The sequence below is a fragment of the Streptacidiphilus pinicola genome (genome assembly GCF_003258295.1).
Classification (GTDB): Bacteria; Actinomycetota; Actinomycetes; order Streptomycetales; family Streptomycetaceae; genus Streptacidiphilus; species Streptacidiphilus pinicola.
This window is the reverse complement of sequence record NZ_QKYN01000083.1, coordinates 1-26,786: the sequence shown is the minus strand read 5'-3', so window position 1 is coordinate 26,786 and position 26,786 is coordinate 1. Positions and strand designations below refer to the sequence as shown.

General features: G+C 71.3%; 22 protein-coding genes and 1 tRNA gene. 9 read left to right on the top strand and 14 right to left on the bottom strand.

All coding sequences use genetic code 11. The annotated features are described in order from the left end of the window. Positions 1-85: 85 nt before the first annotated feature. The 7 genes from DN069_RS21420 to DN069_RS21390 all read right to left on the bottom strand — a co-directional run bounded on the left by DN069_RS21420 (position 86) and on the right by DN069_RS21390 (position 8,259). A complete protein-coding gene (locus DN069_RS21420; protein WP_111503221.1) occupies positions 86-826 on the bottom strand; it encodes an ABC transporter permease in 741 nt (246 codons plus the stop codon). A gap of 131 nt (positions 827-957) precedes the next feature. After that, the gene (locus tag DN069_RS21415; protein ID WP_111503215.1) at positions 958-1,881 is read right to left on the bottom strand and encodes an ABC transporter permease; all 924 of its coding nucleotides are present in this window, start codon (positions 1,879-1,881) and stop codon (positions 958-960) included. After that, entirely contained in the window at positions 1,878-3,032 is a 1,155-nt protein-coding gene (locus tag DN069_RS21410; protein ID WP_111503213.1) for an ABC transporter ATP-binding protein, read from the bottom strand. The genes DN069_RS21415 and DN069_RS21410 overlap by 4 nt, the downstream gene beginning before the upstream one ends. 28 nt (positions 3,033-3,060) lie before the next feature. Next, positions 3,061-4,233: an ABC transporter substrate-binding protein gene (locus DN069_RS21405; protein WP_165845585.1), complete on the bottom strand. Its 1,173-nt coding sequence runs from the start codon at positions 4,231-4,233 to the stop codon at positions 3,061-3,063. 398 nt (positions 4,234-4,631) lie between these two features. After that, positions 4,632-6,314, bottom strand: coding sequence for a phenylacetic acid degradation protein PaaN (gene paaN / locus DN069_RS21400; protein WP_111503209.1), 1,683 nt, complete (start codon positions 6,312-6,314; stop codon positions 4,632-4,634). An 86-nt stretch (positions 6,315-6,400) separates the two neighbouring features. Then, positions 6,401-6,805 (bottom strand): MarR family winged helix-turn-helix transcriptional regulator, encoded by a 405-nt coding sequence (locus tag DN069_RS21395; protein ID WP_111503207.1) that lies wholly within the window; start codon positions 6,803-6,805, stop codon positions 6,401-6,403. Continuing rightward, positions 6,802-8,259: an MFS transporter gene (locus DN069_RS21390; protein ID WP_111503205.1), complete on the bottom strand. Its 1,458-nt coding sequence runs from the start codon at positions 8,257-8,259 to the stop codon at positions 6,802-6,804. Before DN069_RS21390 ends, DN069_RS21395 begins: the two co-directional genes overlap by 4 nt. A 103-nt stretch (positions 8,260-8,362) precedes the next feature. On the opposite strand from DN069_RS21390, the gene DN069_RS21385 reads away from it, so the two are divergent. Continuing rightward, positions 8,363-8,971 carry a TetR/AcrR family transcriptional regulator gene (locus DN069_RS21385; RefSeq protein WP_111503219.1) on the top strand — a complete coding sequence of 203 codons (609 nt, stop codon included), beginning with the start codon at positions 8,363-8,365 and terminating at the stop codon, positions 8,969-8,971. A gap of 7 nt (positions 8,972-8,978) precedes the next feature. Here DN069_RS21385 and DN069_RS21380 read toward each other — a convergent pair whose 3' ends face one another. Beyond that, positions 8,979-9,461: an Lrp/AsnC family transcriptional regulator gene (locus tag DN069_RS21380; RefSeq protein WP_111503203.1), complete on the bottom strand. Its 483-nt coding sequence runs from the start codon at positions 9,459-9,461 to the stop codon at positions 8,979-8,981. A 194-nt stretch (positions 9,462-9,655) separates the two neighbouring features. Between DN069_RS21380 and pdhA the strand changes: the two genes are divergently transcribed. Genes pdhA through DN069_RS21365 form a run of 3 tightly spaced genes read left to right on the top strand, consistent with a single transcriptional unit; the run spans position 9,656 to position 13,202 of the window. Continuing rightward, entirely contained in the window at positions 9,656-10,792 is a 1,137-nt protein-coding gene (pdhA, locus tag DN069_RS21375; protein ID WP_111503201.1) for a pyruvate dehydrogenase (acetyl-transferring) E1 component subunit alpha, read from the top strand. Then, the gene (locus DN069_RS21370; protein WP_111503199.1) at positions 10,789-11,805 is read left to right on the top strand and encodes an alpha-ketoacid dehydrogenase subunit beta; all 1,017 of its coding nucleotides are present in this window, start codon (positions 10,789-10,791) and stop codon (positions 11,803-11,805) included. The genes pdhA and DN069_RS21370 overlap by 4 nt, the downstream gene beginning before the upstream one ends. Positions 11,806-11,810: 5 nt before the next feature. Continuing rightward, entirely contained in the window at positions 11,811-13,202 is a 1,392-nt protein-coding gene (locus DN069_RS21365) for a dihydrolipoamide acetyltransferase family protein (RefSeq protein ID WP_111503197.1), read from the top strand. A gap of 62 nt (positions 13,203-13,264) precedes the next feature. Here DN069_RS21365 and DN069_RS21360 read toward each other — a convergent pair whose 3' ends face one another. From DN069_RS21360 to DN069_RS21345, 4 genes are all read right to left on the bottom strand, one after another. Then, positions 13,265-13,762 (bottom strand): GNAT family N-acetyltransferase, encoded by a 498-nt coding sequence (locus DN069_RS21360; protein ID WP_111503195.1) that lies wholly within the window; start codon positions 13,760-13,762, stop codon positions 13,265-13,267. A 70-nt stretch (positions 13,763-13,832) separates the two neighbouring features. Next, positions 13,833-15,470 (bottom strand): AMP-binding protein, encoded by a 1,638-nt coding sequence (locus tag DN069_RS21355; RefSeq protein WP_424556310.1) that lies wholly within the window; start codon positions 15,468-15,470, stop codon positions 13,833-13,835. 156 nt (positions 15,471-15,626) lie between these two features. Beyond that, positions 15,627-15,956 (bottom strand): rhodanese-like domain-containing protein, encoded by a 330-nt coding sequence (locus tag DN069_RS21350; protein WP_111503191.1) that lies wholly within the window; start codon positions 15,954-15,956, stop codon positions 15,627-15,629. Between the two features lie 25 nt (positions 15,957-15,981). Beyond that, on the bottom strand, positions 15,982-16,794 hold the full coding sequence (locus tag DN069_RS21345) for a hypothetical protein (protein ID WP_111503189.1): 813 nt from the start codon (positions 16,792-16,794) through the stop codon (positions 15,982-15,984). Positions 16,795-17,008: 214 nt separating this feature from the next. Here DN069_RS21345 and DN069_RS21340 point away from each other — a divergent pair, with 214 nt between their 5' ends. From DN069_RS21340 to ppk2, 4 genes are all read left to right on the top strand, one after another. Beyond that, positions 17,009-19,927 carry a SpoIIE family protein phosphatase gene (locus DN069_RS21340; RefSeq protein ID WP_165845584.1) on the top strand — a complete coding sequence of 973 codons (2,919 nt, stop codon included), beginning with the start codon at positions 17,009-17,011 and terminating at the stop codon, positions 19,925-19,927. Positions 19,928-19,969: 42 nt separating this feature from the next. After that, positions 19,970-20,410, top strand: a complete 441-nt coding sequence (locus DN069_RS21335) for a MarR family winged helix-turn-helix transcriptional regulator (protein ID WP_111503187.1) — start codon at positions 19,970-19,972, stop codon at positions 20,408-20,410. A 158-nt stretch (positions 20,411-20,568) separates the two neighbouring features. Then, on the top strand, positions 20,569-22,680 hold the full coding sequence (locus DN069_RS21330) for an MMPL family transporter (RefSeq protein WP_111503185.1): 2,112 nt from the start codon (positions 20,569-20,571) through the stop codon (positions 22,678-22,680). Positions 22,681-22,776: 96 nt separating this feature from the next. Further along, a complete protein-coding gene (gene ppk2 / locus DN069_RS21325; protein ID WP_111503183.1) occupies positions 22,777-23,571 on the top strand; it encodes a polyphosphate kinase 2 in 795 nt (264 codons plus the stop codon). A gap of 64 nt (positions 23,572-23,635) precedes the next feature. Here ppk2 and DN069_RS21320 read toward each other — a convergent pair whose 3' ends face one another. Next, entirely contained in the window at positions 23,636-25,615 is a 1,980-nt protein-coding gene (locus tag DN069_RS21320) for a TolB family protein (protein ID WP_111503181.1), read from the bottom strand. A 166-nt stretch (positions 25,616-25,781) separates the two neighbouring features. Then, positions 25,782-25,865 (bottom strand) — tRNA-Leu (locus tag DN069_RS21315). 403 nt (positions 25,866-26,268) lie between these two features. Between DN069_RS21315 and DN069_RS21310 the strand changes: the two genes are divergently transcribed. Then, positions 26,269-26,786, top strand: a 518-nt coding sequence (locus tag DN069_RS21310; RefSeq protein ID WP_116513690.1) for a DUF3662 domain-containing protein, incomplete at its 3' end; no start/stop codon positions are given.

The following is a 26,786-nucleotide window of genomic DNA, read 5'->3' as shown; positions in this document are numbered from 1 at the left end:
GGGGGGAGGAGGCGCCGGTGAAGCCGGGGAGCAGTGACCCCCGCCCGGACGAACCGGGCGGGGGTCCACGGACGCGGAACGCGGGTTACTTCTTCCGCGAGGTCCGCATCTGGTTGAGGATCTGCGAGACCGCGATGACGGCCATCGTGCCGAGCAGCATCAGCGAGCCGATCACGTCGATCTGCGCCGGGTAGGCGCGCTGCACCGAACCGAAGATGTACATCGGGAAGGTCTCCGAGTTGCCGGCGGTGAAGACCGTGATGATGTAGTCGTCGATCGAGATCGCGAAGGCGAGCAGCGCGGCCGCGCCGATGCCGGGGGCGACCAGCGGCAGGGTGACCTTCATGAACGTCTGGGTCGGGGTGGCGTAGAGGTCCTCCGCCGCCCGCTCCAGGGTCGGGTCCATGCCCGCCAGACGGGACTTGACCGTCACCACGACGTACGAGATGCAGAACATCACGTGGGCGATGGTGATCGTCCAGAAGCCCATCGCGCCGGGGCCGATGGTGTTGAAGAAGAGCGCCGCCAGCGTCGCACCCATGACCACCTCGGGGGCGGCCATCGGCAGGAACAGCAGGGCGTTGATGCCGCTGCGCGCCTTGAAGCGGTGGCGCACCATCGCGAAGGCGATCATCGTGCCGAGGATGGTCGCGATGATCGTCGCAACGACGCCGATCTCGAGCGAGAGCCCGATGCTGTGACACATCGTGCTGGTGGAACAGGGGTTCTTCCAGGCGTCCAGGGAGAACTTGTGCCAGGTGTAGTTGAACTTGCCCTCGGGCGAGTTGAACGACATCCACAGGATGACGGCGTTCGGCAGCAGCATGAAGACGAACACCAGGACGGTGACGACCAGCAGGACGTGCTGCTTCACCCAGGCGAGCGGGCCGCGCCGGCGCACCTTCAGGGACGCGGCCCCGCCCGGGGCGGGGGCGGTGGAGATGGTCTGAGTAGCCACTAGAGCAGGTCCTCCGTCCCGGCCCGCCAGATGTACGTCATGACGATGACCAGCGTGCCGACCATCATCACGACCGACATCGCGGAGCCGACCGGGTAGCCGTTGGTCTGACGCAGGAACAGGTCCTCGATGCGCTGACCGACCACCGTGGTGTTCGGGTTGCCCAGCAATTGGGCGTTGATGTAGTCACCGACCGCCGGAATGAAGGTCAGCAGGGTGCCGCCGATGACGCCGGGCATCGACAGCGGCAGGGTGATCCGACGCCAGGTCTTGAAGGGGCTGCAGTACAGGTCGGCGCCGGCCTCGTGCAGGCGCGGGTCGATCTTCTCCAGCGAGGTGTAGAGCGGCAGGATCGTGAACGGCAGGAAGTTGTAGACCATGCCGCAGACCACCGCGGCCGGGCTGGCCAGCACGTGGTTGCCGACGGTCCAGCCGAGCGCCGTCGTGATCTTCAGCAGGTGCAGGCTGTTGAGCGTGTGCACCACGGTGCCGTTGTCGGCGAGGATCGTCTTCCAGGCGATCGTGCGGATCAGGAAGCTGGTGAAGGACGGCACGATGACCAGGGCCATCAGCAGCGTCTTCCACTTGCCGCCCTTGAAGGCGATGAAGTACGCGACGGGGTAGGCCAGCGCCAGGCAGACGACGGTCGTGATCAGCGAGTACACCAGCGAGTGGTAGTACTGCGTGCCGAACTTGGTGATCGCGTCCTGGTAGTTGGCCCAGTGCCAGGTCAGCTTGAAGCCGTCGTCGTAGTTGCCCGTCTGCACCGAGGCCGAGACCGAGGTGAGGATCGGGACCAGGAAGAAGACGGTCAGCCAGAGCAGACCGGGGAGCAGCAGCACCCACGGGGTCCAGTTGCGGCGGGGCTTGCGTTCCGGCGCGCGCTCCTCGACCGGGGCGGGCGCCTCGGTGAGAGTCGTCATGCCGCGGCCTCCTCGTCGGCCTCGGCGCCGGCCTCGATGTCCTGGGAGCCCTCCAGGCCGAAGCCCTGGCTCGGGTCCCAGTAGACGACCACCTCGGTGCCGGGGCGCTGGATGGCGCGGCCGGTGTTCTGCTCGAAGACCGAGAGCTCCTCGCCGGACGGCATCTGCACCAGGTACTGGGTGGAGACGCCGATGAAGCTGGTGTCGACGACCTTGCCGCCGGTCAGCGCGTTGAAGCCGGCCGGGACCTCGCCGCGGTCGGTGGCGACCTGGACCTTCTCCGGGCGGACGCCCAGGATGATCTTGCCGCTGGTGGAGCGGCAGCGCTGGGCGTCGACCTTCAGCCGCTGGCCGTGCGCGGAGACGGTGACCACGCCGTCCGACTCGCCCTCGACCGAGGCCGGGATGAGGTTGGACTGGCCGAGGAAGTTGGCGACGAAGGTGGTCGCCGGGTTCTCGTAGAGGTCGGCGGGGGAGCCGAGCTGCTCGATCCGGCCGTGGTTCATGACCGCGATCGTGTCGGCCATGGTCATGGCCTCCTCCTGGTCGTGCGTGACGTGCACGAAGGTGAGGCCGACCTCGGTCTGGATGCGCTTGAGCTCGATCTGCATCTGGCGGCGGAGCTTGAGGTCCAGCGCGCCCAGCGGCTCGTCCAGGAGCAGCACCTGGGGCTGGTTGATCAGCGCGCGGGCCAGCGCGATGCGCTGCTGCTGGCCGCCGGACAGCTGGGTGGGCTTGCGCTTGGCCAGGTGGCCGAGCTCGACCAGGTCGAGCATGTCGGTGACTGACTTCTTGACGTCCTTGAGGCCGCGGCGGCGCAGACCGAAGGCCACGTTCTCGAAGATGTCCAGGTGGGGGAAGAGCGCGTAGTTCTGGAACACCGTGTTGACCGGGCGTCGGTAGGGCTTGAGGTCGGTCACCTCCTGCTCGCCCAGGAAGATCTGACCGATCGTCGGGTCCTCCAGACCCGAGATCATGCGCAGCGTCGTGGTCTTGCCGCAGCCGGAGGCGCCCAGCAGGGCGAAGAACGATCCCTGGGGGATCGTCAGGCTCAGGTCGTCCACCGCGGTGAAGGAGCCGTAGCGCTTGGTGAGGCCGACCAGGCGGAGATCTCCGCCCTCGGTGCGACCGAGTACGTCGTGGGAACTCATCGGGACTCTTCTCTCCGTGGGCGGTGGACTACTGGCCCGTGATCTGCTGGAAGCGGCTGGTGTAGTCGTTCAACTGGGCGATGCTGAGCGCCATGAAGCCGCGCGCCTTGGCCTGCATCTCCTTGGTCGGCACGATCAGCGGGACCGCGGCGGCGGTCGAGTCGAGCTGCTGCAGGGCGGCGACGGCGCCCTGCACCGAGGGGATGTAGTCGATGTAGTCGGTCAACGCGGCCGACACGTCGGGCTGCAGGTAGTAGTTGAGCAGCTTCTCGGCGTTCTTCTTGTGCCGCGCGAAGTTGGGGATCACGCAGTTGTCGGACCAGGCGAGCAGGCCCTCCTTGGGCAGGTCCACGGTCACCAGGTTCGGCTTGCCGAGCTGCGCGACGTCGCCGGAGTAGGCCATGGTGACGGCCGTGTTGCCCTGCTGGAAGTCGCTCAGGTAGTCGTTGCCGGTGAAGGAGCGGATCTGGCCCGCGTCCTTGGCCCGGCGGATGTACTCCAGCGCCTGGTTGAACTGCGCGTCGGTGAAGTGCTCCGGGTCCAGCCCCTGCGCCAGCAGGGCCATCGCGACGGTGTCCTCCATCTCCGAGAAGAGGGAGACCTTGCCCTTGAGGTCGGGCCGGGTGAAGATCTCGGCGATCGAACTGATCGGCGTCTTCACCAGGTTGGAGTTGTACGCGACGGTGGTGTAGCCGTACGCCCACGGGATCGAGTGCAGGCGGCCCGGGTCGGTCGGGTCGTGCAGCACGTTGGGCAGCAGCTTGGAGTGGTTCGGCAGGTACTCCAGGTCGAACGCCTGGATGTAGTCGTACGTCCGGTACTTGGCGACCATGTAGTCGGAGACGACCATGATGTCGTAGCCGGTGTCGATGCCCTTGACCAGCGACGGGTCGACCTTGGTGTACCAGTCGTTGTTGTCGTTGATGATCTCCAGGTACTCGACCTGGATCCCGGTCTGCTTGACGAAGGCGTCGAGCGTCGGGCGCTTGTTCTGGTTCTTCGGATCGACGTCGATGTACGCCGGCCAGTTGGCGAAGACGACCTTCTTCTCGGTGTCCGAGTAGTCGTGTCCCGCCTGACCATTGTCCTTGGAACCGGGCGGTACGACATGGCCCTGGACACCGCACGCGGAGAGCGCGCTCGCGCCCGCCACGGCGATCCCGCCGGCCATCGCGCCGCGCAACAGCGAACGCCGGCTCATACGGCGAGCCGTCGACGTCAGCCTGGTGCGGTTCGTGTAGCGCGAGAGCTCAAAAGAGCTGGAACCCGTCATGTTCGGGGGAGTGCCTTTCTCAAAGACGCGGGGGCTGTCCGGCGGTCCTTTCCGACGTTGCGATGGGGACCGAGAGTAAGGGTCCTGAGCTGCGGATTCCATGCCCCGAAGCCGAGTTGGGGGCGGAATTGTTATCAAAGCATTGCAGCAGCAACGTGATCCGCATCATCGCTTACCCTGCGTGATTCCGACCCCCTTCGGCCACCTACAGCCTGTAAAAGGGGCAACAGAACGCCTACACCCGTGTCAGTGCAAAGAAGCGGGGCCGCCCAGGAGAATCCTGAGCGGCCCCGCATTTCTTCTTATGCCAACACCCGCGTCTGGAATCAGCCGTTGTGGCGGCGGACCTCCATCACGCGGAATCGGCTCGCGACGAAGGCCGCGTCACAGTAGGCGGCGTTCGCGGCCGGGTTCGCGCCCGTCCCGTGCAGGTCGGAGAAGGCGGCCGTCTGGTTCACGAAGACCTGGCCGGTCAGGTTCAGCGAGAGCGAGACGCCGGCGTCCACGGCCGCCTCGACCACGGCGTGCTCGACCTCGGGCGAGGTCGTGTACGCGGCGGCGGTCATCGCGCCGCGGGTACGCACGGTCTCCGCCAGCAGCTCCACGCCCTGCGCGGCGGAGTCCACCGCGACGGCGAAGGCCACCGGGCCGAAGCACTCGCCGGGCAGCGCGTCCTTGGCGGCGTCCAGGGTGATCAGCGCGGGCGTGCGGATCACCGCGTCCGGGAACTCGGGGCTCACCACCGCGCGCGGCGCGAGCGCCAGCTCGCCGAACTCGCCCTTCTCGGCCTGCTCGACCCGCTGCAGCACGCCCGGGTTCACCACGGCGCCGAGCAGCTGCGCGGCCCGCGTGTCGTCGCCGAGCAGCTTGCCGAGCGCGCCGGCGAGGTCCGCGACGACCTCGGCGAAGGACTTGGAGCCCTGGTCGGTCTCGATGCCCGCGCGCGGGATCAGCAGGTTCTGCGGCGTGGTGCACATCTGGCCGCTGTAGAGGGAGAGGCTGAACGCGAGGTTGCCCAACGCGGCGGCGTAGTCGTCGGTCGACTCGATCAGCACGGTGTTGACGCCGGCCTTCTCGGTGTAGACCTGCGCCTGACGGGCGTTCTCCTCCAGCCAGTCGCCGAAGGCGGTCGAGCCGGTGTAGTCGATGATCGCGACCTCGGGCCGGGTCGCCAGCGTCTTGGCGAGGCCCTCACCGGGCTTCTCCGGCGCGAGCTGGACGACGTCGGCGTCGAAGCCGGCCTCGGTCAGCACCTCGCGGGCGATCTCGACGGTCAGCGCCAGCGGCAGGATCGCACGCGGGTGCGGCTTCACGACCACGGGGTTGCCGGTCGCGAGCGAGGCGAAGAAGCCGGGGAAGCCGTTCCAGGTCGGGAAGGTGTTGCACCCGATCACCAGGCCGACGCCGCGCGGCCGGACGAGGAACTCCTTCTCCATCTGCAGCGGGTCGCGCTTGCCCTGCGGCTTGGTCCAGTTGGCCTTCGCGGGGATCCGGATCTGCTCGGCGTAGGAGCAGGCCACCGCCTCCAGCCCACGGTCCTGCGCGTGCGGGCCACCGGCCTGGAAGGCCATCCCGAAGGCCTGCCCGGTGGTGTGCTGGACGGCAAAGCCGAACTCCACGGAGCGGGCGTTGATCCGCGCCAGGATCTCCAGGCAGACGGCCGCGCGCAGCAGCGGGGACGCCTTGGCCCACGCGGGCTGCGCGGCGACGGCCGCGGCCATCAGCGCGTCCGCGGAGCGGTAGCCGTACGCGATGTTCAGCGCCTCACCGTACGGCGAGACCTCGCCCCCGGCCGCCGCGTCGGGACCCACGAGCTCGTCGGCCGCGAGCCGCGTCGTGCCCTTCAGCGCGGCGAAGGCGGCGGAGCCGACGCCCAGCGCGTCCTCGCCGTAGGCCTTCGGGAACTCGGGGTAGGGCGACCAGTAGTCCCGCTCGGCGAGGGCGGTCACCGCACGCTCGAGGGTCTCCTGGTGACGGTCGATGAGCGGGTGGACCGTGGCTGCGGTCATGACAACGCACTCCTCAAGGGCTCTGGGGCGACTCTGCCAGCACCTACCGTAACCGAATGATCGGTCGGTCGGTACAGACAGGGGCGTCAGCGCAACTTCCCCAGGATGCGATCGAGAGCCTCGAGGTCCTCCGGCGGCAGCGCCGCCAGTTCCGTCGGGGGGGCCGTGATGATCTCCGTTGCCACGTTCGCCGCCTCCCGGCCCGCTGGAGTGATCCGCACGACCTTGCAACGCCGGTCGTTGGGGTCCTGCTCGCGGACGACGAGTCCGCGCTGCTCCAGGTCGTCGACCACGAGCGTGGTGTACGGCTTGTCGGTCACCAGCCGGGTGGCCAGCTCGCTCATCCGGATCGGCTCCACCGCGAGGGCGCGCAGCGCGCGGCTGCGGATGTAGCTCATGCCCAGGGTGTCCACGACGCGCTGTTTGCGGTCGTCCGCCTCCAGGACCAGGCGGCGCATCACCGCGTAGATCCGCTGTGCCTGCTCGCTCATCCCGCGCTCACACTCTCCCGCTTCGCCTCGGGCGCGCCGCTGAAGACCCGCTCGGCCGTGCCGCGTGCCCATCTTCCGGTCGTGGCGACGCCCAGGACCAGCACCGTCGCCGCGCAACCCACCATGATCCACCAGCCCAGATGGCTGGCCTCGGCGAACCCGGCCTTCAGGCCGCCGACCACGGCGGAGGTCACCACCGAACCGATCACCGCGACGCCCAGCGCCTGGCCGGTCTGCCGACTGGTGGAGGCGACCGCCGCCGCCACGCCCGCCTGGGCGCGCGGCATGCCGGAGACGGCGGTGTTGGTGACGGGGGCGTTCAGCATGCCGAAGCCCAGGCCGAAGAGCAGATAGGCGAGCAGCAGTTGCCACAGCGGGGTGTCGGAGCGCAGACCGACCATCAGCAGCGAGCTCGCCCCCATCGCGATGCCGGCCAGGACCAGGGGCAGCCGCGGGCCGCGCGAGCCGACCAGGCGACCGCTCAGCGGGGAGCAGACGACGGTGGCGAGCGCCATCGGCAGCGTGGCCAGGCCCGCCCGCAGCGCGCTGTAGTCGCGGACGTCCTGCAGGTAGAGGGTGTTGAGGAAGAGGAAGCCACCGAGCGCGGCGAAGCCGCTGATGGCTATCAGCGTGGCCCCGGTGAACGGCGCGCTGCGGAAGAAGCGCAGCTCGATCAGCGGCTCCTCGCGGCGCGACTCGACGACCAGCAGCCCGACCAGCGCGGCCGCGGCCAGGGCGAAGCAGACCAGCGACTGGGCGGAGCCCCAGCCGGCCTTCGGCGCCTCGATGATGCCGTAGGTCAGCGAGCCGAGCAGGAGGATCACGGCCAGCTGGCCGAAGGGGTCGATCCGGCGCGGCCGCGGGGCGCGCGACTCGGGGACGAAGCGTCCGGCGAGCACCAGCGCGGCCAGGCCCACCGGGATGTTGATCCAGAAGATCGAGGCCCAGCCCACCGCGCCGACCAGCACGCCGCCGACCACCGGGCCGAGCGCCATGCTGAAGCCGACCGTGCCGCCCCAGACGCCGATCGCGCGGGCGCGCTCCTTGGGGTCGGTGAAGGTGTTGGTGATGATGCCCATGGCGACCGGGTTGAGCATCGAGCCGCCGACGGCTTGCAGCATGCGCGCGCCGATCAGCCAGCCGAGGCTGGGGGCGAGGCTGCAGGCCAGCGAGCCGAGGGTGAAGAGCGTGAGGCCGGTCTGGAAGACCCGGCGGCGCCCGAAGCGGTCCCCCATCGAGCCGCCGAGGATCAGCAGCGAGGCCAGCACCACCACATAGGCGTCCACGACCCACTGCAGGCTGGAGACGTCGCCACCGAGGCTCGACGGATCAAAAGCGTGCGCGATCGAGGGCAGCGCCACGTTCACGATGGTGTTGTCGATCCCGACGATGAACAGGCTCATACAGCAGATGGCCAGGACCAGCAGTCGTCGTCGCGCGGTGAGCTCCGGCATGAGCGCCCCCTTTCGCAGTCTCATTGTATGCCTACAACAGTTATATCACTACAACTATCTGCGGGTGAGCGGGGCCGGACAGCCTGATGTGATACTCGTCCACATGGTCGAGACCTCCCGTGCCCCGCGCCGCGACAGCTACACCGTCGACACGCTGCTCGCCGTCACCGTGCGGGTCTTCAACGAGCGCGGCTACGACGGCACCTCGATGGAGGACCTCTCGCGCGCGGCCGGGATCTCGAAGTCGTCGATCTACCACCACGTCAAGGGCAAGGAGGAGTTGCTCCGCCTTGCCGTCGGCCGGGCCCTGGACGGTCTCTTCGGCACGCTGGAGGAGCCCGCGGCCACCACCGGCACGGCGCTCGCCCGCCTGCAGCACGTCGTGCACCGCACGACGGAGGTGCTGCTCGCCGAACTGCCCTACGTGACGCTGCTGCTGCGGGTACGCGGGAACACCGCGACCGAGCAGTGGGCACTGCAGCGCCGGCGCGAGTTCGACCACCGGGTCGCCGAGCTGCTCGCGGAGGCCGTCGCCGAGGGCTCACTGCGCGCGGACGTCGAACCGCGGCTGGCGACCCGGCTGCTCTTCGGCATGATCAACTCGCTGGTCGAGTGGTACCGCCCGGACGGCCCGGACGGGGCCAGGACCGCGGCCCGCGTCGCGGACGCGGTCAGCGAACTCGCCTTCCACGGCCTGCGCGCGTCGGACTGACGACCTCCTAGTCAGGCAGGACCGGGATCCGGTCCGTCTCCTCGAAGACCAGCAGCGTCTGGGTGCCCAGCACGCCCGGGATCGACTGGATCTTGTTCAGCACCAGGTCGCGCAGCGCCCGGTTGTCGACGGTGTGCACGAGCATCAGCACGTCGTACTCACCGCCGACCAGCGCGATGTGCTCCACCCCCGGCAGCTCCAGCAGCGCCGTGCGCACCTGACGCCAGGAGTTCTGCACCACCTTGAGCGTCACGTACGCCGACGCGCCCTGCCCGGCGCGCTCGTGGTCGACGCGGGCCGTGAAGCCCCGGATCACCCCGTCGTCCACCATCCGCGAGATCCGCGCATAGGCGTTGGCGCGCGAGACGTGCACCCGCTCCGCGACCGAGCGGATCGAGGCGCGCCCGTCCTGCTGGAGCAGCCGCAGGATCGCCCGGTCCACCCGGTCCAGCGAGCGCTGCTCACCTCCGGCCATCTGTTCAGCGGTCATGGCCCCCTGCCCTCCCGAGATGGACGACCTGCTTCCAGCGAAGCGCTCTGTGGACCGTCTGTCCACCACTGCGCCGCAAGAGTAGTCAGTTCGATCTCTCAACCGAACAATCGGTAGGGAGAGCCACCGCTCCCGCCGCACCAACCTGCCCCTGCATCTCCCCACCCTCACCCCACCCACTCGGAGGTGCCGAGATGACCCTTCTCGACCAACCCACGGGCCCGTCAGCCTCCGTCTGGCCGCCGGACGCCCACGGTCCGCGCCGCGACCCCGCGCCGCTGCTGCCGGACCCGGAGCCGTTCCGCATGCTCGGGACCCCGGCCGCGGACAAGCTCGACCCGGAGCTGCTGCGCGACCTGTACCGCCGGCTGGTCCTCGGTCGGCGCTACAACCAGCAGGCGACCACCCTCACCAAGCAGGGCCGGCTCGCGGTCTACCCGGCGTCCACCGGTCAGGAGGCCTGCCAGGTCGCCGCCGCGGCCGTGCTGCGCGAGACCGACTGGCTCTTCCCCAGCTACCGCGACACCCTCGCGGTCGTCTCCCGCGGCGTCCGCCCGGTCGCGGCACTCACCCTGCTGCGCGGCAACGCCCACCACGGCTGGGACCCCAAGGCCCACCGCACCGCCCCGCTGTGCACCCCCCTCGCCACCCAGGCGCCGCACGCCGTCGGTCTCGCCCACGCGGCCCGCCTGCGCGGCGACGACGTGGTCGCGCTGACCATGGTCGGCGACGGCGGCACCAGCGAGGGCGACTTCCACGAGGCGCTGAACTTCGCCGGTGTGCTGAACGCGCCCGTCGTCTTCCTGGTGCAGAACAACGGCTACGCGATCTCCGTGCCGCTCTCCAAGCAGTCCGCCGCGCCGACGCTGGCCCACAAGGCCGTCGGCTACGGCATCTCCGGCCGGCTCGTCGACGGGAACGACGCCGCCGCCGTGCACAGCGTCCTGACCGAGGCCGTCGAGCACGCCCGCTCCGGTCGCGGTCCGGTCCTGGTCGAGGCGGTCACCTACCGCCTGGAGGCGCACACCAACGCCGACGACGCGACCCGCTACCGCACCTCGGACGAGGTCGTCGCCTGGCGGCAGCGCGACCCGCTCGCCGTGCTGGAGCGCCACCTGCGCGAGCACGACCTGATCGACGACGCGGGCGTGGCCGCGGCCGCCGAGGCCGCGGAGGAGCTCGCGGCCGAGATGCGCGCCGAGTTCCACAGCGAGCCGGAGCTGGACCCGATGTCCCTCTTCGAGCACGTCTACGCCGAGCCCACCCCTCAACTGCGGGAGCAGGCCGACCTGCTGGCCGCCGAACTCGCGGCGGAGGCCGACCCACGATGAGCACCGTCGCAACCCCTGCCCCCCAGTCCTCGGCGCCGGCCCGGTCCCTGACGATGGCCCAGGCCCTGAACACCGCGCTGCGCGACGCCATGCGCGAGGACCCGAACGTCCTGGTGATGGGCGAGGACGTGGGCACCCTCGGCGGCGTCTTCCGCATCACCGACGGCCTGGCCGCCGAGTTCGGCGCGGACCGCTGCCTGGACACCCCGCTGGCCGAGGCCGGCATCCTCGGCAGCGCGATCGGCATGGCCATGTACGGCCTGCGGCCGGTCGTGGAGCTGCAGTTCGACGCGTTCGCCTACCCCGCGTTCGAGCAACTCCTCTCCCACGTCGCCAAGATGCGCAACCGGACGGCCGGGCAGCTGCCGCTGCCGATCACCATCCGCATCCCCTACGGCGGCGGCATCGGCGGCGTCGAGCACCACAGCGACTCCAGCGAGGCCTACTACGCCCACACGCCGGGCCTGCACGTGCTCACCCCGGCGACGGTCGCCGACGGCTACGGCATGCTGCGCGCGGCCATCGCCTCCGACGACCCCGTCGTCTTCCTGGAGCCCAAGCGGCTGTACTGGTCCAAGGACGAGATCACGCCCGGCTCGGTCGAGCCGATCGGCCGAGCCGTCGTCCGCCGCCAGGGCACGTCCGCGACGCTGCTCACCTACGGCCCGTCACTGCCCGTCTGCCTGGAGGCCGCGGAAGCGGCCAAGGCCGAGGGCTGGGACCTCGCGGTCGTCGACCTGCGCTCGCTGACCCCCTTCGACGACGAGACGGTCATGGCCGCGGTCCGCGCGACGGGCCGCGCGGTGGTCGTGCACGAGGCCACGGGCTTCGGCGGCGTCGGTGCGGAGATCGCCGCGCGGGTGATGGAGCGCTGCTTCCACCACCTCGCCGCGCCGGTCCTGCGCGTCACCGGCTTCGACATCCCCTTCCCGCCGCCGATGCTGGAGCGCCACCACCTGCCCGGCGTCGACCGCATCCTCGACGCGGTGGCCCGACTCCAGTGGGAGCAGTGACGGCCATGGCCTCCGTGCGCGAATTCGTCCTGCCGGACCTCGGCGAGGGCCTCACCTCCGCCGAGATCGTCCGCTGGCTCGTCGCCGTCGGCGACGTGATCACCGTCGACCAGCCGGTCGCCGAGGTCGAGACCGCCAAGGCGGTCGTCGAAGTCCCCTGCCCGTACGGGGGCGTGGTCACCACCCTGGCCGGCCCGGAGGGCGCGGTCGTCCCGGTGGGCGCCCCGCTGGTCACCGTCGCGGTGAGTGAGCCCGCGTCGTCCTCGCCCGCCCCGAAGGAGGAGGGCTCAGGCAACGTCCTCGTCGGCTACGGCACCACCCACACCACGGGAACCCGCCGACGCCGCGTCACCCACCCGAGCGCCACCGGCTCCGCCACGCCGCAGGCGCAGGCGGGGGCGGGGGCGGGGCAGGCAGGCTCGGCCGCGCCGCAGGCGCTAGCGGGCGCAGGCCACGCCGGCTCCGCCACGCCGCAGGCGCTGGCGGGGGCAGGGCAGGCATCCGGCGGGCCGCAGGCCCTGGCGGGCGCGGCGGTCCCTGCCACCCACGGTGCGGTCGCCGTCATCTCCCCGCTCGTGCGGCGGTTCGCGCGCGAGAGCGGGGTGGACCTGGCCACCGTCGCCGGGACCGGGCGGGACGGGCTGATCATGCGGGCCGACGTGGAACGCGCCGTGCAGGCGCGCAGCATCCCCGTCGCCCCGTCCGTCGACGCCGAAGGGGAGTTCGTCCCCCTGCGCGGAGGCGCCCGGATCGCCGCCGAGCGGTTCGCGCGGAGTCGGAGCGAGATTCCCGACGCCACCTGCTGGGTCGACGCGGACGCGACCGGCCTGCTGGAGGCGAAGGCCGCCGTGGGCGTCGGCGTGCTGCCGCTCTTCGCGCGCATCTGCATGGCTGCCCTGAAGCGCTACCCCGCGCTCAACTCCAGTGTGGAGCTGGGCCCGGACGGGAAGCCGACGGGCGTCCGCCGCCACCGCGCGATCCACCTCGGGTTCGCGGCGCAGAGCGAACGCGGCCTCGTCGTCCCGGTCGTGCGCGACGCGGACCAGCTGAGCACCGAGGGCCTGGCCCAGGAGATCGCCCGCCTCACCGAGTCGGCCCGAGCGGGCACGCTCACCCCGGCGGAGCTGACGGGCAGCACCTTCACGCTCAACAACTACGGCGTCTTCGGCGTCGACGGCTCCACGCCGATCATCAACCACCCCGAGGCGGCGATGCTCGGCGTGGGGCGGATCGCGCGCAAGCCCTGGGTCGTGGGGGAGGAGTTGGCGGTGCGCAGCGTCGTCCAGCTGTCCTTCACCTTCGACCACCGCGTCTGCGACGGCGCGACCGCGGGCGGTTTCCTCCGCTTCGTCGCCGACGCCGTGGAGTCACCGCTGACGCTGCTGCGTCACCTGTAGGCGCGCTCGACCAGCGAGGGGTCGCGGGGACGGACGTCCCCGCGACCCCTCGCTGCGGACGGCTACCGCCGGACGAAGCGGAAGAGCCCCTCGGTCTCCCCGTCGCGGGCGAAGCCCGCGCGACCGAGGACGGCCTGGGAGGCGACGTTGGCGGGTTCGGTATGGGCGACGACGTGGTCGACGCCCGGGTGCGCCAGCGCGAACGCGGTGACCAGGCGGGCGGCTTCGGTCGCCAGGCCGCGGCCTCGTGCCGGCGGCACGAGGTCGTAGCCGATCTCGCAGCTGCCGCCGCGCGGCGGGCCGTGGAAACCGACGCCGCCGACGGCCGTGCCCTCGGCGCGCAGGACGATCGCGTAGGCGCCCCAGGCCTCCTCGTAGAGGCCCGCCTCGTGGGCCTTCAGCAGGCCGCCGCAGGCGTCGAGGGTGCCCTCGAACGGGCCGCCGCCCAGCCAGTCGAGACCGCCGTCGTCGCCCGCGCGCAGCGCCGCGGCGATGGCCGGGGTGATGGGCCGCAGTTCGATCCGCTCCGTGCGGAGCAGCTCGCCGATTCCGTCCGTCATGAGGGCCTTTCGTCAGGCGGCTGGTGCTCCGGCGGGGGTCGCCCGTCGGATACACCAGTCTCGCCGAGACTCACGACCGCGGCACCTGGTTTCGAACGATGAGCGCGGACCGGCCGTGCTCGGCGAAGAGCGCCCCGAGCTTCTCCCGGTCCTCCGCGGTGAGGACGCGATAGCTCAGCTCCCCGGCCGCCCCCCGCTCGTAGGGGCGCCACAGCACGGTGTCCCCGCCCACCGCGTCCCAACGGTCGGCCCGCAGGCCGGTCTTGGCGGTCTTGTGGGTTCCGGTGACGGGCATCCGCGCGACCAGGCGGACGAAGCGGGGCGGCATCTTGGTGCCCAGGTCCGGCTGTCGGGCGAGGAAGCGGGCGAAGGACGCAGCGACGTCCCCGTCCGCGCCGGGCCGCAGTTGGAGCGCCGCCATCACCTGGTCGCCTGCGACCGGGTCGGGGACGGCGTAGACGGCGACGGCCGCAGCACGCTCCCAGCGGGCCAGGATGTTCTCGATGTCGGCGACGGCCAGGTTCTCGCTGTCCACGCGGAGCCAGTCCGCGCTGCGGCCGGCGAAGCGGAACCAGCCCTCGGCGTCGCGGTGGAACAGGTCGCCGGTCCAGTACCAGCCGTCGCGCAGCCGCGCCGCGCCCGCCTCCTCGTTGCGCCAGTAGCCCTCGAACCCGGCGCGGGCGGTTCGGTTGACCAGTTCCCCGATCGCCTCCTCCCCGTTGGCCAGGCGGCCGGCCGCGTCGAAGCGCGAACGCGGGCACTCCGCGCCGGTCTCCGGGTCGACGACGGCGAGGTCGTCGTCGGGCCCGGAGCCCTCGCGGCCGACGGCGCCGGGCGGGGCGGCGGGATCCTGCCGAAGGTTGCAGCCGCCCTCGGAGGAGCCGTAGCCCTCGACCAAGCGGCAGCCGAAGCGCTCGGCGAAACGGGCGGCGTCCACGGCGCCCGCCTCGGTGCCGAAGCCGAGCCGCAGCGGGTTCTCCGCGTCGTCCGGCCGCGGCTCGGTGGCCAGCACATAGGAGACGGCGCGGCCGACGTAGGTGAAGTAGCTCGCGCCGAAGTCCCGTACGTCGTCCAGGAAGCGGGTCGCGGAGAAGCGGCGGCGCAGCGCGATGGTGCCGCCGGCCAGCAGCAGCGGCGCCCACAGGCCCATCAGCGCGTTGCCGTGGAAGAGCGGCATACAGGCGTAGCCGGTGTCGTCCGGGCTGAGGCCGTACTGGGCGCGCAGCTTGTCGCCGGCGCGGGCGATCCGGCGCTGGCTGCAGACGACGGCCTTGGGCGCGCCGGTCGAGCCGGAGGTGAAGGTCAGCAGCAGCCGCGTCTCCGGCGCGGGCAGCCGGGACGGGGGAGCCGCGTCGGCGTAGGGAGCGAGTGTCTCCGCGTAGCCGGGGCCGTCGACGACGAGGACGGGAACGGCCAGGCCGAGATCCGCGACCAGCGGCAGCAGCCGGGTCTCGGTGACGAGGAGGGCGCAGTCGGTGTGGGTCAGGTCCCGCAGCAGGTCGGGGCCGCGTCGCGTCGGGTTGACGCCGACGACGGTGGCCCCGGCCAGCACGGCGGCCTCCAGCCACCACAGGTACTCCGGGGTGTTCTCCAGCAGCAGCCCGACGTGCGGGTACGGCGCACCGGCCAGGCGGTCGCCGAGGCAGGCGGCGCGGGCGAGGACGCTGCGCAGCGTCTGCTGCCCGCTGTGGTCGAAGCCCTCGCCCACAAGTCGCCCGCGCTGGGCGAGCACCGCTTCCACGAGCGCGTTCACGGCCGCACCTCCATGATTTCTGACGCTTCGTCAGTTCATGGAACATTGGCCACCGCCCAAGGGGAAGACCTCGGACGGGCCCGGGCGGCGTGAGGCGGCCTCGGGGCGGCCTCAGGCGATGAAGGCCTGCCCGCCGTCGCTGACGATCTCGCGACCGGCCGCCTCCCAGGCCAGCATGCCGCCGTCGACGTTCACGGCCGACCTGCCCTGCGCGACCAGGTACTGCACGACCTGCGCGGAACGCCCGCCCACCCGGCACACCACGAACAACGGCTCCGCCTCCGGCAGCTCGCCGATCCGGGCCACGAACTGGCTCATCGGGATGTGGACGGCGGCCTGCGCGTGACCCGCGTCCCACTCGTCCTGCTCGCGCACGTCCAGCAGGACGGCGTCGGCCGGGACCGCGGAGATGTCGACGGTGGGGACGGACGGCTGGAACACGAGGATCTCCTCAGAGGGCAAGGGGCTACGACAACAGTGTCTCAAGCTCGGACTGCCGCTCGGCGACGCTGGCCAGCAACTGCTCTGCGAGCACCTCCAGCAGCGCGTCCGGGTCGTCCGGGTGCAGCATCAGCAGCTGGCCCATGGGGCTGTCGGCCAGCTCCGCGCGGGTCGCCTCCAGCCGCCGCAGGCGGTCCTCCAGCCACTCCAGGCGCTGCCGCAGCCAGGCGACCCGCTCGGGGGTGCCCGCCTCGGGCCGGAACCCGGCGTTGTCGCCGTCGGCCCACTCCTGGGCCAGCTGCTCCAGGGCGAGCACGTCGCCGCGCGCGTAGGCCTCGTTGACGCGGGCGATGAACTCGCCGCGACGCCTGACCTCCTCCGGGTCCTGTGCGAGGTCCGGGTGGGCACGGCGAGCCAGCTCACGGAAGAGCCGCTGGGCCTCACGGTCCGGGCGGATCCGCTCCGGCGCCTCCAGCGTGAGCGACGGCGCCTCGCCGTCCGCGCCCTCGTTCTCGCCGAAGAAGGAGGCGAGGTCAGGCATCGGGTCCAGCACGCTGCGGGCCTCGTAGGCGCGGCGCAGGTCCTCCGCGTTGCCGCTGCGCGCGGCGCGCGCCTCGGCGATCAGCGCGTCGAGCTCGTCGAGGCGGACGTACATCGGGCCGAGCCGCTGGTGGTGCACGAGCGCGAAGTTGTCCAGCTCGACGCGGAGCGTCTCCACGCCCACCTCGGCGTCGACCCACTCGGCCTCCGCGTGGGCGACGCGGGCCTCCAGCTCGGGCTCCTCGGGGTCCGCCCACCGGACCGGCTCCACCGAGGGGTCGACACGGTCGGTAGTCATCAGGAACCTCACTACTCGTTCTTCGGCACGCCTGTCCGTTCGGCCACCCTACTGTCCCCGACATGGGCACAAAGGGCGCACACTAGGGCGTGCACAGGTGTACGCGCTACCGGACACGGCAAATGTTCTTCAATATCGGGTTAGGCCCGCAGCATTCGTGCTTGCCTGGGGTACCCGAACTGTATGGAGCCGCGGATCGCTGAGAGAGGGTGAGATGACGGAGGAGACCTTCGCCGCGTCCGAGGCCGCCGCCCGTCGCACCGCTTCGAACGCGAACGGCACTGCCGGCAAGGCCGTCCCCCTGCCCGAGGTGGTCGCGTTGGCGCGGATCGCCGCGCTGGTGGTGGATCCCGACGGGCGGCTCACCCACTGGAACCAGAGCGCCGAGGAGCTCTTCGGCCACCGCCGTGACGAGGTGCTGGACCGCACCGCCAGCGGTCTGCTGCCGCTCGCCGGCAAGGCCGCCGGCGACGCGCTCGACCACCTCGACGACCTGGTCGACTTCGCCCCCTGCTGGGCGGGCGAGCTCACCGTCACCGACCGCGACGGGCGGCGGCTGGAGATCTGCTGCTGGGCCTGGCGCACCGTCGAACCCAGCGGCCGCGGCATGTTCGTGCTGGCCACCGACGCGCGTCGGGTGCGCGGCTCCGGGCTGCGCATCGCGCTGGGCGAGCAGCAGCTGCCCTTCACCGCGGCCACGCCGGCCGGTGCCGCGGGCGCCGCACCGCGGGTGCAACCGGTGCTGGCTCCGTGCGCGAACCGGGACGAGCGCGAACGCGCGGCCCGGCGGCTCGCCCAGGTGGTCCCCCGGATCGCCGCCGACCGCCACCGCGCCCTGCTGAACCAGCTGGTCAGCGCCGGGGCGCCGGCCCTGCGGCTGGGGCAGCTGGTGCTGCCCGTCACGCCGGTTCCGGACGCCGAGCCGGCCGCCACCACCCGCCGGGGCCAGAAGGCGGCGGGCTCCGGCGTCCGCGGCGCGGCGGCCCGCGGTGCAGCCGCCCCAGGGCCCTCCCCGGCCGCCGAGCCGGCCACCGCGCAGGGCGGTGCCGAGCAGAACGCCCCGGAGGACCCGGCACAGTCGGCCGACGCGTCGGTGCCGCCCGGCCGCCGCCTGACGGGCAAGCGCGCGCCCGGACGCCTCGTCACCGAGCAGCCCGAGCACGGCGGTCGGGCCGCCGTACCGTCCCAGGCCCGCTCACGCGCGGTCGAGGAGACGATCGAGACACCGGCCAGGGAGGGCGCGTTCGAGGGGTCGGTCCAGGGATCCGCTCCGGAAGGCGTCGCGGAGGGTGTGGGGGACCCCTCCCCCACCTCGCGGCGCGGCGTCGTCGACGACGGGCCGTTCAGCGGGCCGCCCTCCCGGGCCAGCGTCAGCCTCGCCGGTCCCGGCACCGCCGAGCCGGCGGAGGACCCGGACGCCGACCCGGTCAATCCGCAGCTGCTGCTGCTCAGCGACGTGGGCGCGCGCATCGGCACCACACTCGACCTGGACCGCACCGTGCACGAGGTCTGCGACGTCGTCATCCCCGGCATCGCCGACTTCGCCTGCGTCGAGCTGCGGGACCGCCTGATCACCGACAGCGAGTCGCCGCGCGGGCGCCCCGACGACGGGACGCTGCTGCGCCGCGTCGCCTGCGCGTTCAGCGAGAGCACGCTGCGGTGGGAGCACCTGGTCACCGAGGGCTCGCTGGTCACGCTCGCGGGTGAGACGCCGTCCGGCTACGCGCTGCAGGGCGGCCGTCCGGTCCTGGTCCCCCGGCTCGATCCGGCCACCGCAGAGGCCTGCGCGCAGGGCCGCGGCGGCCCGGAGCTGACCGCGCTCTTCGAGGGCCGCTCGATGCTGACACTGCCGCTGGCCGCCCGCGGCACCGTGCTCGGCGTGCTGACCCTGCTGCGCGACGCGCACCGCCCCGCCTTCGACGAGGCCGACGCCTCCTACCTGCGCGAGCTCGCCGCCCGCGCCGCCCTGTCGATCGACAACGCCCGGCTGCACCGGATGGAGGCGCGCACCGCGCTCACGCTGCAGCGCTCGATGCTGCCGAGCCGCGCGCCCCGCATCCCCGGCGTCCAGATCGCCCACCGCTACCTGCCCGGCGACCGCCGCGCCGAGGTCGGCGGCGACTGGTTCGACGCGGTGCAACTGCCCGGCAGCCGGGTCGCGCTGGTCGTCGGCGACGTGATGGGCCACGGCCTGCACTCCGCCGTCGCGATGGGGCGGTTCCGCACCGCGATGCAGACCCTGGCCGCGCTGGACCTGCCGCCCGGTCAGATCCTGCGCCACCTGGACAACCTGTCGCAGCGTCTGGGCGACGACCACCTGGCCACCTGTCTGTACGCGGTCTACGACCCGATCGCCCGGATCTGCACCATCGCCTCGGCCGGCCACGTGCCGCCGGTGCTGGTCCACCCGGACGGGCGGGGCGAGCTGCTGGAGATCCCCTCCGGCGCGCCGATCGGCGTCGGCGGGGTGCCGTTCGCCTCGCGCGAGGTCAAGGTGACCGACGGCTCCATGCTGGTGCTGTGCACCGACGGCCTGGTGGAGATGCGCGGCGGCGACATAGGGGACGGCCTGGCCGCGCTGTGCGGGGACATCGTCGACCCGCGGCGCAGCCCGGACGAGGTCTGCGACACCGTGCTGGAGCGTCTGCACACCGAGGACCGCAACGACGACCTGGCGCTGCTGATCGCCCGCTTCGACGGGATCCCGCCGCAGGACGTCATCTCCTGGTCGCTGGCGCTCGACGCGAGCGAGGTGCGCCGGGCCCGTAGTCTGGTGCACGACCAGCTGACCCGTTGGGGTCTGGCCGAGTTGTCGGAGCTGACCGAGTTGCTGGTCAGCGAGTTGGTGACGAATGCGCTGCGGGTGGCCAAGGGCAGCGTGGAACTGCAGCTGATGCGGGTCGGCAAGCTGCTGGTCGAGGTCAGCGACGACGACCACAACCTGCCGTCGCTGGAGCCCTCGGAGCTGCTGGACGAGGAGGGCCGCGGCCTCGGCCTGGTCAGCCAGCTGGCCTCGCGCTGGGGGACCAGCCGCAAGGCGGTCGGCAAGGTCGTCTGGTTCGAGCTGCCGCTTCCGGTGCAGCAGCCGGCCCCGCCGCTGACGCTACCGTTGCCCTTGCCGGAGCGGCCCTAGGGAGGGCTCGCATCAGGCCAGGCTTGGTTGTATAGTGCAACCATGCCAACGACCTCCGCGCGTTCGCGTATGGACAGCATCGACTCGATCCAGCGCGAACTGACCGCCTTCTCGCGCCGCGCCCGCGCCATCGCCTCGCAGATCCACCCCGGACTGACCCTGGTCAGCTACGCGATCCTGGACCACCTGCGCGACGTCGGCGGCTGCCGCGGCACCGATCTGGCCAGCCACTTCCTGCTGGACAAGTCCACCGTCAGCCGCCAGGTCGCCACCCTGGAGAAGCTGGGCCTGGTCGAGCGCAGCCCCGACCCGGAGGACCAGCGCGGCCAGATCATCCACCCCTCCGAGACCGGCGCCGAGCTGCTGCGCAAGGCCGGGGAGCAGCGCCGTGCGGCCTTCCTCAGCCGCCTGGCGCACTGGTCCGACGACGACGTGGCCGTCTTCGCCGACCTGCTGGAGCGCTACAACACCGAGCCACGCTGAGGTCACCGGGAGCCGAGGTCCCCCGGAGCGACCCGCACCCAACGACAAGTGAACATCGGCTGGACGCCGACCGGAACCGGTTGACAGCCCCCGACGCCCACGCTCATCGTAGACGCAACAGTCGCGATGTATCGCGTTTAGTTGGGGGATGCACACACATGAACCGAGCCCGGCAGCTCGCCGCCCTTCCCGCAGGTCGCAGAAGCAAATGGGTCGTCCTGGTGGTCTGGATCCTGGCCCTGATGGCCCTCGGCCCGCTCGCCGGGAAACTCACCGGCGCCGAGAACAACCAGACCTCCAGCTGGCTGCCCGGCAGCGCGGAGTCCACCAAGGTCCTGGACCTGCAGGGCCAGTTCGTCTCGACCGAGACGGTGCCCACCGTCGTCGTGTACACCCGCGACAGCGGGATCACGCAGGCCGACATGCAGAAGGCCACGGCGGACGCCGGCGCCTTCGCCAAGGTCGACCACGTGCTCAGCCCGGTACCGCCGCCGCACCCGTCCGCGGACGGCAAGGCGCTGCAGACCACCGTCATGATCGACATGTCGAAGAACGGCTGGAACAACCTCGGCCCGGCCGTCGACTCGATGCGCACCATCGCGACAACCGGAGACCAGGGCCTGACCGCCCACGTCGGCGGCCCCGGCGGCTTCGGCGCCGACCAGAGCAAGGCCTTCGCCGGAATCGACGGCACGCTGCTCTACTCCACGCTGGCCGTGGTCATCGTGCTGCTGCTGCTCACCTACCGCAGCCCCACCCTGTGGCTGCTGCCGCTGATCTCCTCGGGCACCGCCCTGATCGCCTCCCAGGCGGTCATCTACCTGTTGGCCGCACACGCCGGGCTCACCGTCAACGGGCAGAGCCAGGGCATCCTGACGGTGCTGGTCATCGGCGCGGGCACGGACTACGCCCTGCTGCTGGTCGCCCGCTACCGCGAGGAGCTGCGCCGCCACCAGGACCGCCACGAGGCCATGGCCGAGGCGATCCACCGGGCCGGCCCCGCGATCCTCGCCTCCGCCGCGACGGTGGCAGTCTCCATGCTCTGCCTGATGTTCGCCCAGATGAACTCCACCAGCGGCCTCGGCCCCGTCTGCGCCATCGGCGTCGGCATCGCCCTGCTCGCCATGACCACGCTGCTGCCTGCCCTGCTGGTGATCTGCGGCCGCTGGGTGTTCTGGCCGGTCCGCCCCTCGTTCGGCTCCGCCGAGCCGACCGAGACGGGCCTGTGGGCCAGGATCGGCGGCGGCATAGCGCGGCGCCCGAGGATCGTCTGGATCGGCACCACGCTGGCGCTCGGTGCCCTGGCGCTCGGCATGCTGAGCCTCAAGGCGGACGGCCTCTCCTCGGCCGGCGCGTTCACCAACACCCCCGACTCGGTCTCCGCGCAGACCGTCATCGACGGCCACTTCCCGGCCGGCACCGGCTCCCCGCTGCGGATCATCTCTGACGCCTCGGGCGCCGACCAGGTCGTCACCGCCCTGAACCGCCTGGACGGCCACGGCCTCACCGGTGTCACCCCGCCGGTGACCCGCAACGGCCTCGCCTACACCACCGCCACGCTGACCAGCTCCCCCGACAGCCAGGCGGCCGAGAACACCGTCGACGCGGCCCGCGCCGCGGTCCACGCGGTGCCGGGCGCGCACGCCTACGTCGGCGGCGACACCGCCGTCCGGCTGGACGTGCAGCGGGCCTCCAACCACGACAACCAGGTGATCATCCCGGTCGTGCTGGGCGTGGTGCTGCTGATCCTCGGCCTGCTGCTGCGGGCGATCGTGGCGCCGATCGTGCTGATCCTGACGGTGGTGCTGTCCTTCGCCGCGGCGCTCGGCATCTCCTCGCTGGCCTTCACCCACCTGTTCCACTTCCAGGCCGAGGACAACGCGTTCCCGCTGTTCGTCTTCGTCTTCCTGGTGGCGTTGGGGATCGACTACAACATCTTCCTGATGACCCGGGTCCGCGAGGAGTCCGTCAAACGCGGCACCCGCCGCGGGGCGCTGGCGGGCCTGGCGGCCACCGGCGGCGTCATCACCTCGGCGGGCCTGATCCTCGCCAGCACCTTCGGGGTCCTGGGCACCCTTCCCATCGTCGGCTTCGCCGAGATCGGCTTCGCGGTCTGCCTCGGCGTCCTGCTGGACACCTTCGTGGTCCGCTCGATCCTGGTCACCGCCCTGGCCATGGACCTCGACCACCGCCTGTGGTGGCCGTCGGCGCTGTCCCACAAGCGCGCGGACGCAGACGCGGAACAACGGGAGCCGTTGGCAACACGGTAAGTTGCAGCACCCTCAGGGGCGCGCCGGGCATCCCGACACGGTGGGTCCCCCGCGCAGTTGCTCGCGCCCCTGGGGTTTGCAACTTAGCCTCGTGCAATGGCTGACAAGTTGCCCAAGAAGGTCTACGAGCAAGAACTGTTCCGGCTCCAGTCCGAGCTCGTCACCCTCCAGGAGTGGGTGCGCGCCACCGGCGCTCGCGTGGTCGTCATCTTCGAGGGCCGCGACGCCGCGGGTAAGGGCGGAGCCATCAAGCGGGTGACGCAGTATCTGAACCCGCGGATCGCGCGGATCGCCGCGCTGCCCGCCCCGACGGAGCGGGAGCGGGGGCAGTGGTACTTCCAGCGTTACATCGCGCACCTGCCCGCCGCAGGCGAGATCGTGCTGTTCGACCGCAGCTGGTACAACCGCGCCGGCGTCGAGCGGGTCATGGGCTTCTGCACCCAGGACGAGTACCACCGGTTCCTGCACCAGTGCCCGATCTTCGAGCGGATGCTGGTCGAGGACGGGATCATCCTGCTGAAGTACTGGTTCTCCGTCAGCGACCACGAGCAGGAGCGCCGGTTCCGGGCCCGTCGGGACGACCCGATGCGGCGGTGGAAGCTCTCGCCGATGGACCTGGAGTCCATCACCCGCTGGGAGGACTACTCCCGGGCCAAGGACGAGATGTTCGTCCACACCGACATCCCCGAGGCCCGCTGGAACGTCGTCGAGAGCGAGGACAAGAAGCGGGCCCGGCTGAACATGATCGCCCACCTGATCTCCGCCGTCCCTTACGTCGAACAGCCCTCGCGGAAGATCACCTTTCCGAAGCGTCCGTCCCCGACCGGCTACGTCCGACCGCCACGGGACGAGCAGCGCTACGTGCCGGACCACGCCGCCGACCTGACATAGCGGCAGCGAACCGGCCCCCACACGCGGGCGCGTGTGGGGGCCGGTGCGTACGGGCGACGGAGCGTCAGCCGGCGATGCCGGTGTGCCGGACGGCGCCGGAGGCCGGGCCGTGGGGCGCGTCCGCCGCCGGCGAGTGGGCGGCGAAGCCGCCCGAGACGCCCGCGGTGTGGGCAGTCGCCCCGGAGGGGACGGTGCCGTTCGGGTCCTGCATGAGCGTGGCCCACGCCGGGGTGGCGCCGATCGCGCCCTCGATCCCGTTCACGGTGGCGGTGGGCCAGCCGTAGCCGAAGATCTGGACGTCGGGCGTGGACGCGCTCTCCTGCTGGAGGTAGAGCTTGTCGACCGGGTCGAGGCCGGTCGACGAGGTCCACAGCAGCGGGCCGTAGCCGGCGTTGACCGAGGCGCCGGCGAAGCCGGAGCGCCAGTCGGAGTTGTTGGCCAGCGTGGTCACGTAGGGCGAGCCCCACCAGAACTTGGCCATGTTGAAGGAGAGGTACTCGGCGTCGGAGCCGCCGAGCGTCCAGAAGCGCCACGCCTGGTTCAGCGGGGTGTGTTCCATGGCGTAGATGCTGTGGTTGCCGATGACGACCACGTTGGTGCTGCCGGGGTTGCTGCGGTTGAAGAAGCCGGTCAGCGTGCTCGGCAGGGACCAGCCGGTGTTGAGCAGCACGACCATCCGGCCGCCGTTGCCGGCGGCGGAGGCCATGGCCGCGGCGGAGGCGGCGACCCGGTAGTCCATGTTGTCGGCGACGAAGACCCAGTTGGGCGCGTGGGAGATGTTCCACGCGTTGGCCACCGACTGACCGGAGGCACCGCCGGACGCGGCCACCCGCACGACGCGGAAGCCGAGCCGCTGCACCTGCGAGACGACGGTGTTCGAGATCTCGGAGGTGTCGCCCTCCAGGTAGACCGTCGAGCCGCGGGTCAGGCTGCGCTTGAGGTCCGCGGAGGCGGCCGAGTCGAGCGAACCGCCCGAGGTCAGCAGCAGCGGGCCCTGCTTCTCGGCCGCCAGGGAGATGCCGAGCGAGGCGCCGGTGGTGTCGTTCTTGTTCGCCAGCACCGCGTTCTTGGCCCAGAGCAGCCCCGGGGTGTAGTGGCCGAGGGAGTTGAACTGCCAACGCGAGGCCGCGGCGTCGTTGCTGACGCCGTTCACCCCGTAGATGTGGTTGACGAACGCCTTGCGCAGCGGCTGCCACACCGGCATCTGACCGTTGGCCAGCACCGTGGTGGTCTTGGCGGTCAGGTCCATCAGCTTGATGACGCCGCCGGAGGTGTAGAGGAGCTTGGTGCCGTCCGGCGACAGGCTCGGGCGGTGCGCACCGGCCGCATCGCTGGTCAGCGTCCGCTGGTTGCTGCCGTCCGCGTTCACCGCGCCGATCTGCGCGGCACTGCCCTGGCCCTGCTCGTAGACGATGGTCGAGCCGTCCGAGGAGAAGCCCGGGTTGGTCGCGTTCTTGGCGACCTCGTTGAGCACCTTGGTGACCGGGTTGTACGTCATGATCGTCGTCAGGCCGCCCCAGTTGCGGGTGAAGGCGAAGAGCCCGTTGCGACTGGCGACGGGCTGGCTGTCTGCCACGGTGCTCGGCTCGTCGGCCGCCGGCAGCACCGCCTGGACCCAGTTGTAGCCGTCGGAGCTCTGGACGTAGATCTTGTGGCCGTCGTCGGAGACCATCCCGAAACCCTGGCCGCTGTAGACACCGTCCGAGGTGGCCACGTTGGTGCCGGAGGAGACGGTGAGCGGGGCGGAGCCGTCGACCTTCACGGTCGAGACGGAGCCGTAACCGCTCAGCGCGATGCGGCTGCCGTCCGGAGCCCAGCTGAGCGAGCCGGAGCCGGTGCTGGGCAGCGCGGAGAAGGCGTGGTCGCCGGTTCCGTCGGCGTTGATGAAGTGCACCGAGCCGTCCGTGGCCTGGTAGGCGATGACGCCGTTGGCCCCGGAGGTGGCCGCCTGCGCGGTGCCGGCGCCGAAGGCGCCGATCAGACCGGCGGTGAGGGCGACCGCGGAGGTGAGCGCCGCGGCTGCGCGGCGCGATCTGTGTGACAAGTGTCCCCCTGAAGAAAGGTCAGGGGGCGGAGCTTATGGCGGGGTCGGGAAGGCCACCAGGGACAAATCCGTACGGTGCACAAACTTGCAATCGTGAGCCTGCTCACATTGTCAGCGGGCATGACAAAAGCCCCGCAGTGAGAAGTCTCACTGCGGGGCTTCGTTGTGCGCGAGGGGGGAGTTGAACCCCCACGCCCTTTCGGGCACTGGAACCTGAATCCAGCGCGTCTGCCTATTCCGCCACCCGCGCATCTGGGTGATGTCCTGGACTCTACCGAAGATCCCCCGGGGCTTCCAAACCGTTTGTTCCCGGCTTGTTCAGCTCCGCGTTCTCTGCGGTGTCGCCTTCCGACGAGAAGAACAGTAGCACGTCGGAAGGGGTGGAATCACATCCGCCGGAGAGGGGGGCGCGGGCGCGCAACCGGGGCCCCACCGGACGGGTGAACTGGCCGAACGAGTGAGAGCGGGATGTCCCCGCGCTGGGCCGGGTACCAGTCCACTGGCATCCTGCTGTCGGCTCGCCGCCCGAACGGCTCGGACGAGGAACCACACGTCCGCCCCGGGCGTAGATACGATCTGTAAGGCAGACAAGCAGCAGCCACCCAGCGCCCGCGCCGGGTGGGACGACGACACCCGACGGAAGGGGGTGCCCCGTGGGAGCCCTGAAGAAGTTCGAACAGCGGCTGGAGGGCTTCGTCAACGGCGCCTTCGCCAAGGTGTTCAAGTCGGAGGTGCAGCCTGTCGAGATCGCCGGCGCACTGCAGCGCGAGTGCGACAACAACGCCAGCATCTGGAACCGGGACCGCACCGTCGTCCCGAACGACTTCATCGTCGAGCTCAGCGCGCACGACCACGAGCGGCTCAGCCCGTACTCCGGGCAGCTCGGCACCGAGCTGGCCGGGATGGTCCGTGAGTACGCCCAGGCCCAGCGGTACTCCTTCATGGGTCCGCTGAACGTCCAGCTGGAGCGCGCGGACGATCTCGACACCGGCCTCTACCGGGTCCGCAGCCGGATCCAGGCGAGCCCCGACGTCGCCCAGGCGCAGCAGGCCCCGCACCAGCAGCCGCCGGCCGCCCCCTACGGCGGTCGTCCGCCGCAGCAGCCGTGGCAGCCGCAGCCGAGCCAGGCGCCGGTGCCCCCGCCGCCCAGCGGCCCGCCCGCCCCCAGCGT

Coding starts and splice junctions, on each gene's coding strand:
- DN069_RS21420 (WP_111503221.1), bottom strand. CDS start 826: ATGCTGCTGCCGAACGCCGTCATCCTGTGGATGTCGTTCAACTCGCCC.
- DN069_RS21415 (WP_111503215.1), bottom strand. CDS start 1,881: ATGACGACTCTCACCGAGGCGCCCGCCCCGGTCGAGGAGCGCGCGCCG.
- DN069_RS21410 (WP_111503213.1), bottom strand. CDS start 3,032: ATGAGTTCCCACGACGTACTCGGTCGCACCGAGGGCGGAGATCTCCGC.
- DN069_RS21405 (WP_165845585.1), bottom strand. CDS start 4,233: ATGAGCCGGCGTTCGCTGTTGCGCGGCGCGATGGCCGGCGGGATCGCC.
- paaN (WP_111503209.1), bottom strand. CDS start 6,314: ATGACCGCAGCCACGGTCCACCCGCTCATCGACCGTCACCAGGAGACC.
- DN069_RS21395 (WP_111503207.1), bottom strand. CDS start 6,805: ATGAGCGAGCAGGCACAGCGGATCTACGCGGTGATGCGCCGCCTGGTC.
- DN069_RS21390 (WP_111503205.1), bottom strand. CDS start 8,259: ATGCCGGAGCTCACCGCGCGACGACGACTGCTGGTCCTGGCCATCTGC.
- DN069_RS21385 (WP_111503219.1), top strand. CDS start 8,363: ATGGTCGAGACCTCCCGTGCCCCGCGCCGCGACAGCTACACCGTCGAC.
- DN069_RS21380 (WP_111503203.1), bottom strand. CDS start 9,461: ATGACCGCTGAACAGATGGCCGGAGGTGAGCAGCGCTCGCTGGACCGG.
- pdhA (WP_111503201.1), top strand. CDS start 9,656: ATGACCCTTCTCGACCAACCCACGGGCCCGTCAGCCTCCGTCTGGCCG.
- DN069_RS21370 (WP_111503199.1), top strand. CDS start 10,789: ATGAGCACCGTCGCAACCCCTGCCCCCCAGTCCTCGGCGCCGGCCCGG.
- DN069_RS21365 (WP_111503197.1), top strand. CDS start 11,811: ATGGCCTCCGTGCGCGAATTCGTCCTGCCGGACCTCGGCGAGGGCCTC.
- DN069_RS21360 (WP_111503195.1), bottom strand. CDS start 13,762: ATGACGGACGGAATCGGCGAGCTGCTCCGCACGGAGCGGATCGAACTG.
- DN069_RS21345 (WP_111503189.1), bottom strand. CDS start 16,794: ATGACTACCGACCGTGTCGACCCCTCGGTGGAGCCGGTCCGGTGGGCG.
- DN069_RS21340 (WP_165845584.1), top strand. CDS start 17,009: ATGACGGAGGAGACCTTCGCCGCGTCCGAGGCCGCCGCCCGTCGCACC.
- DN069_RS21335 (WP_111503187.1), top strand. CDS start 19,970: ATGCCAACGACCTCCGCGCGTTCGCGTATGGACAGCATCGACTCGATC.
- DN069_RS21330 (WP_111503185.1), top strand. CDS start 20,569: ATGAACCGAGCCCGGCAGCTCGCCGCCCTTCCCGCAGGTCGCAGAAGC.
- ppk2 (WP_111503183.1), top strand. CDS start 22,777: ATGGCTGACAAGTTGCCCAAGAAGGTCTACGAGCAAGAACTGTTCCGG.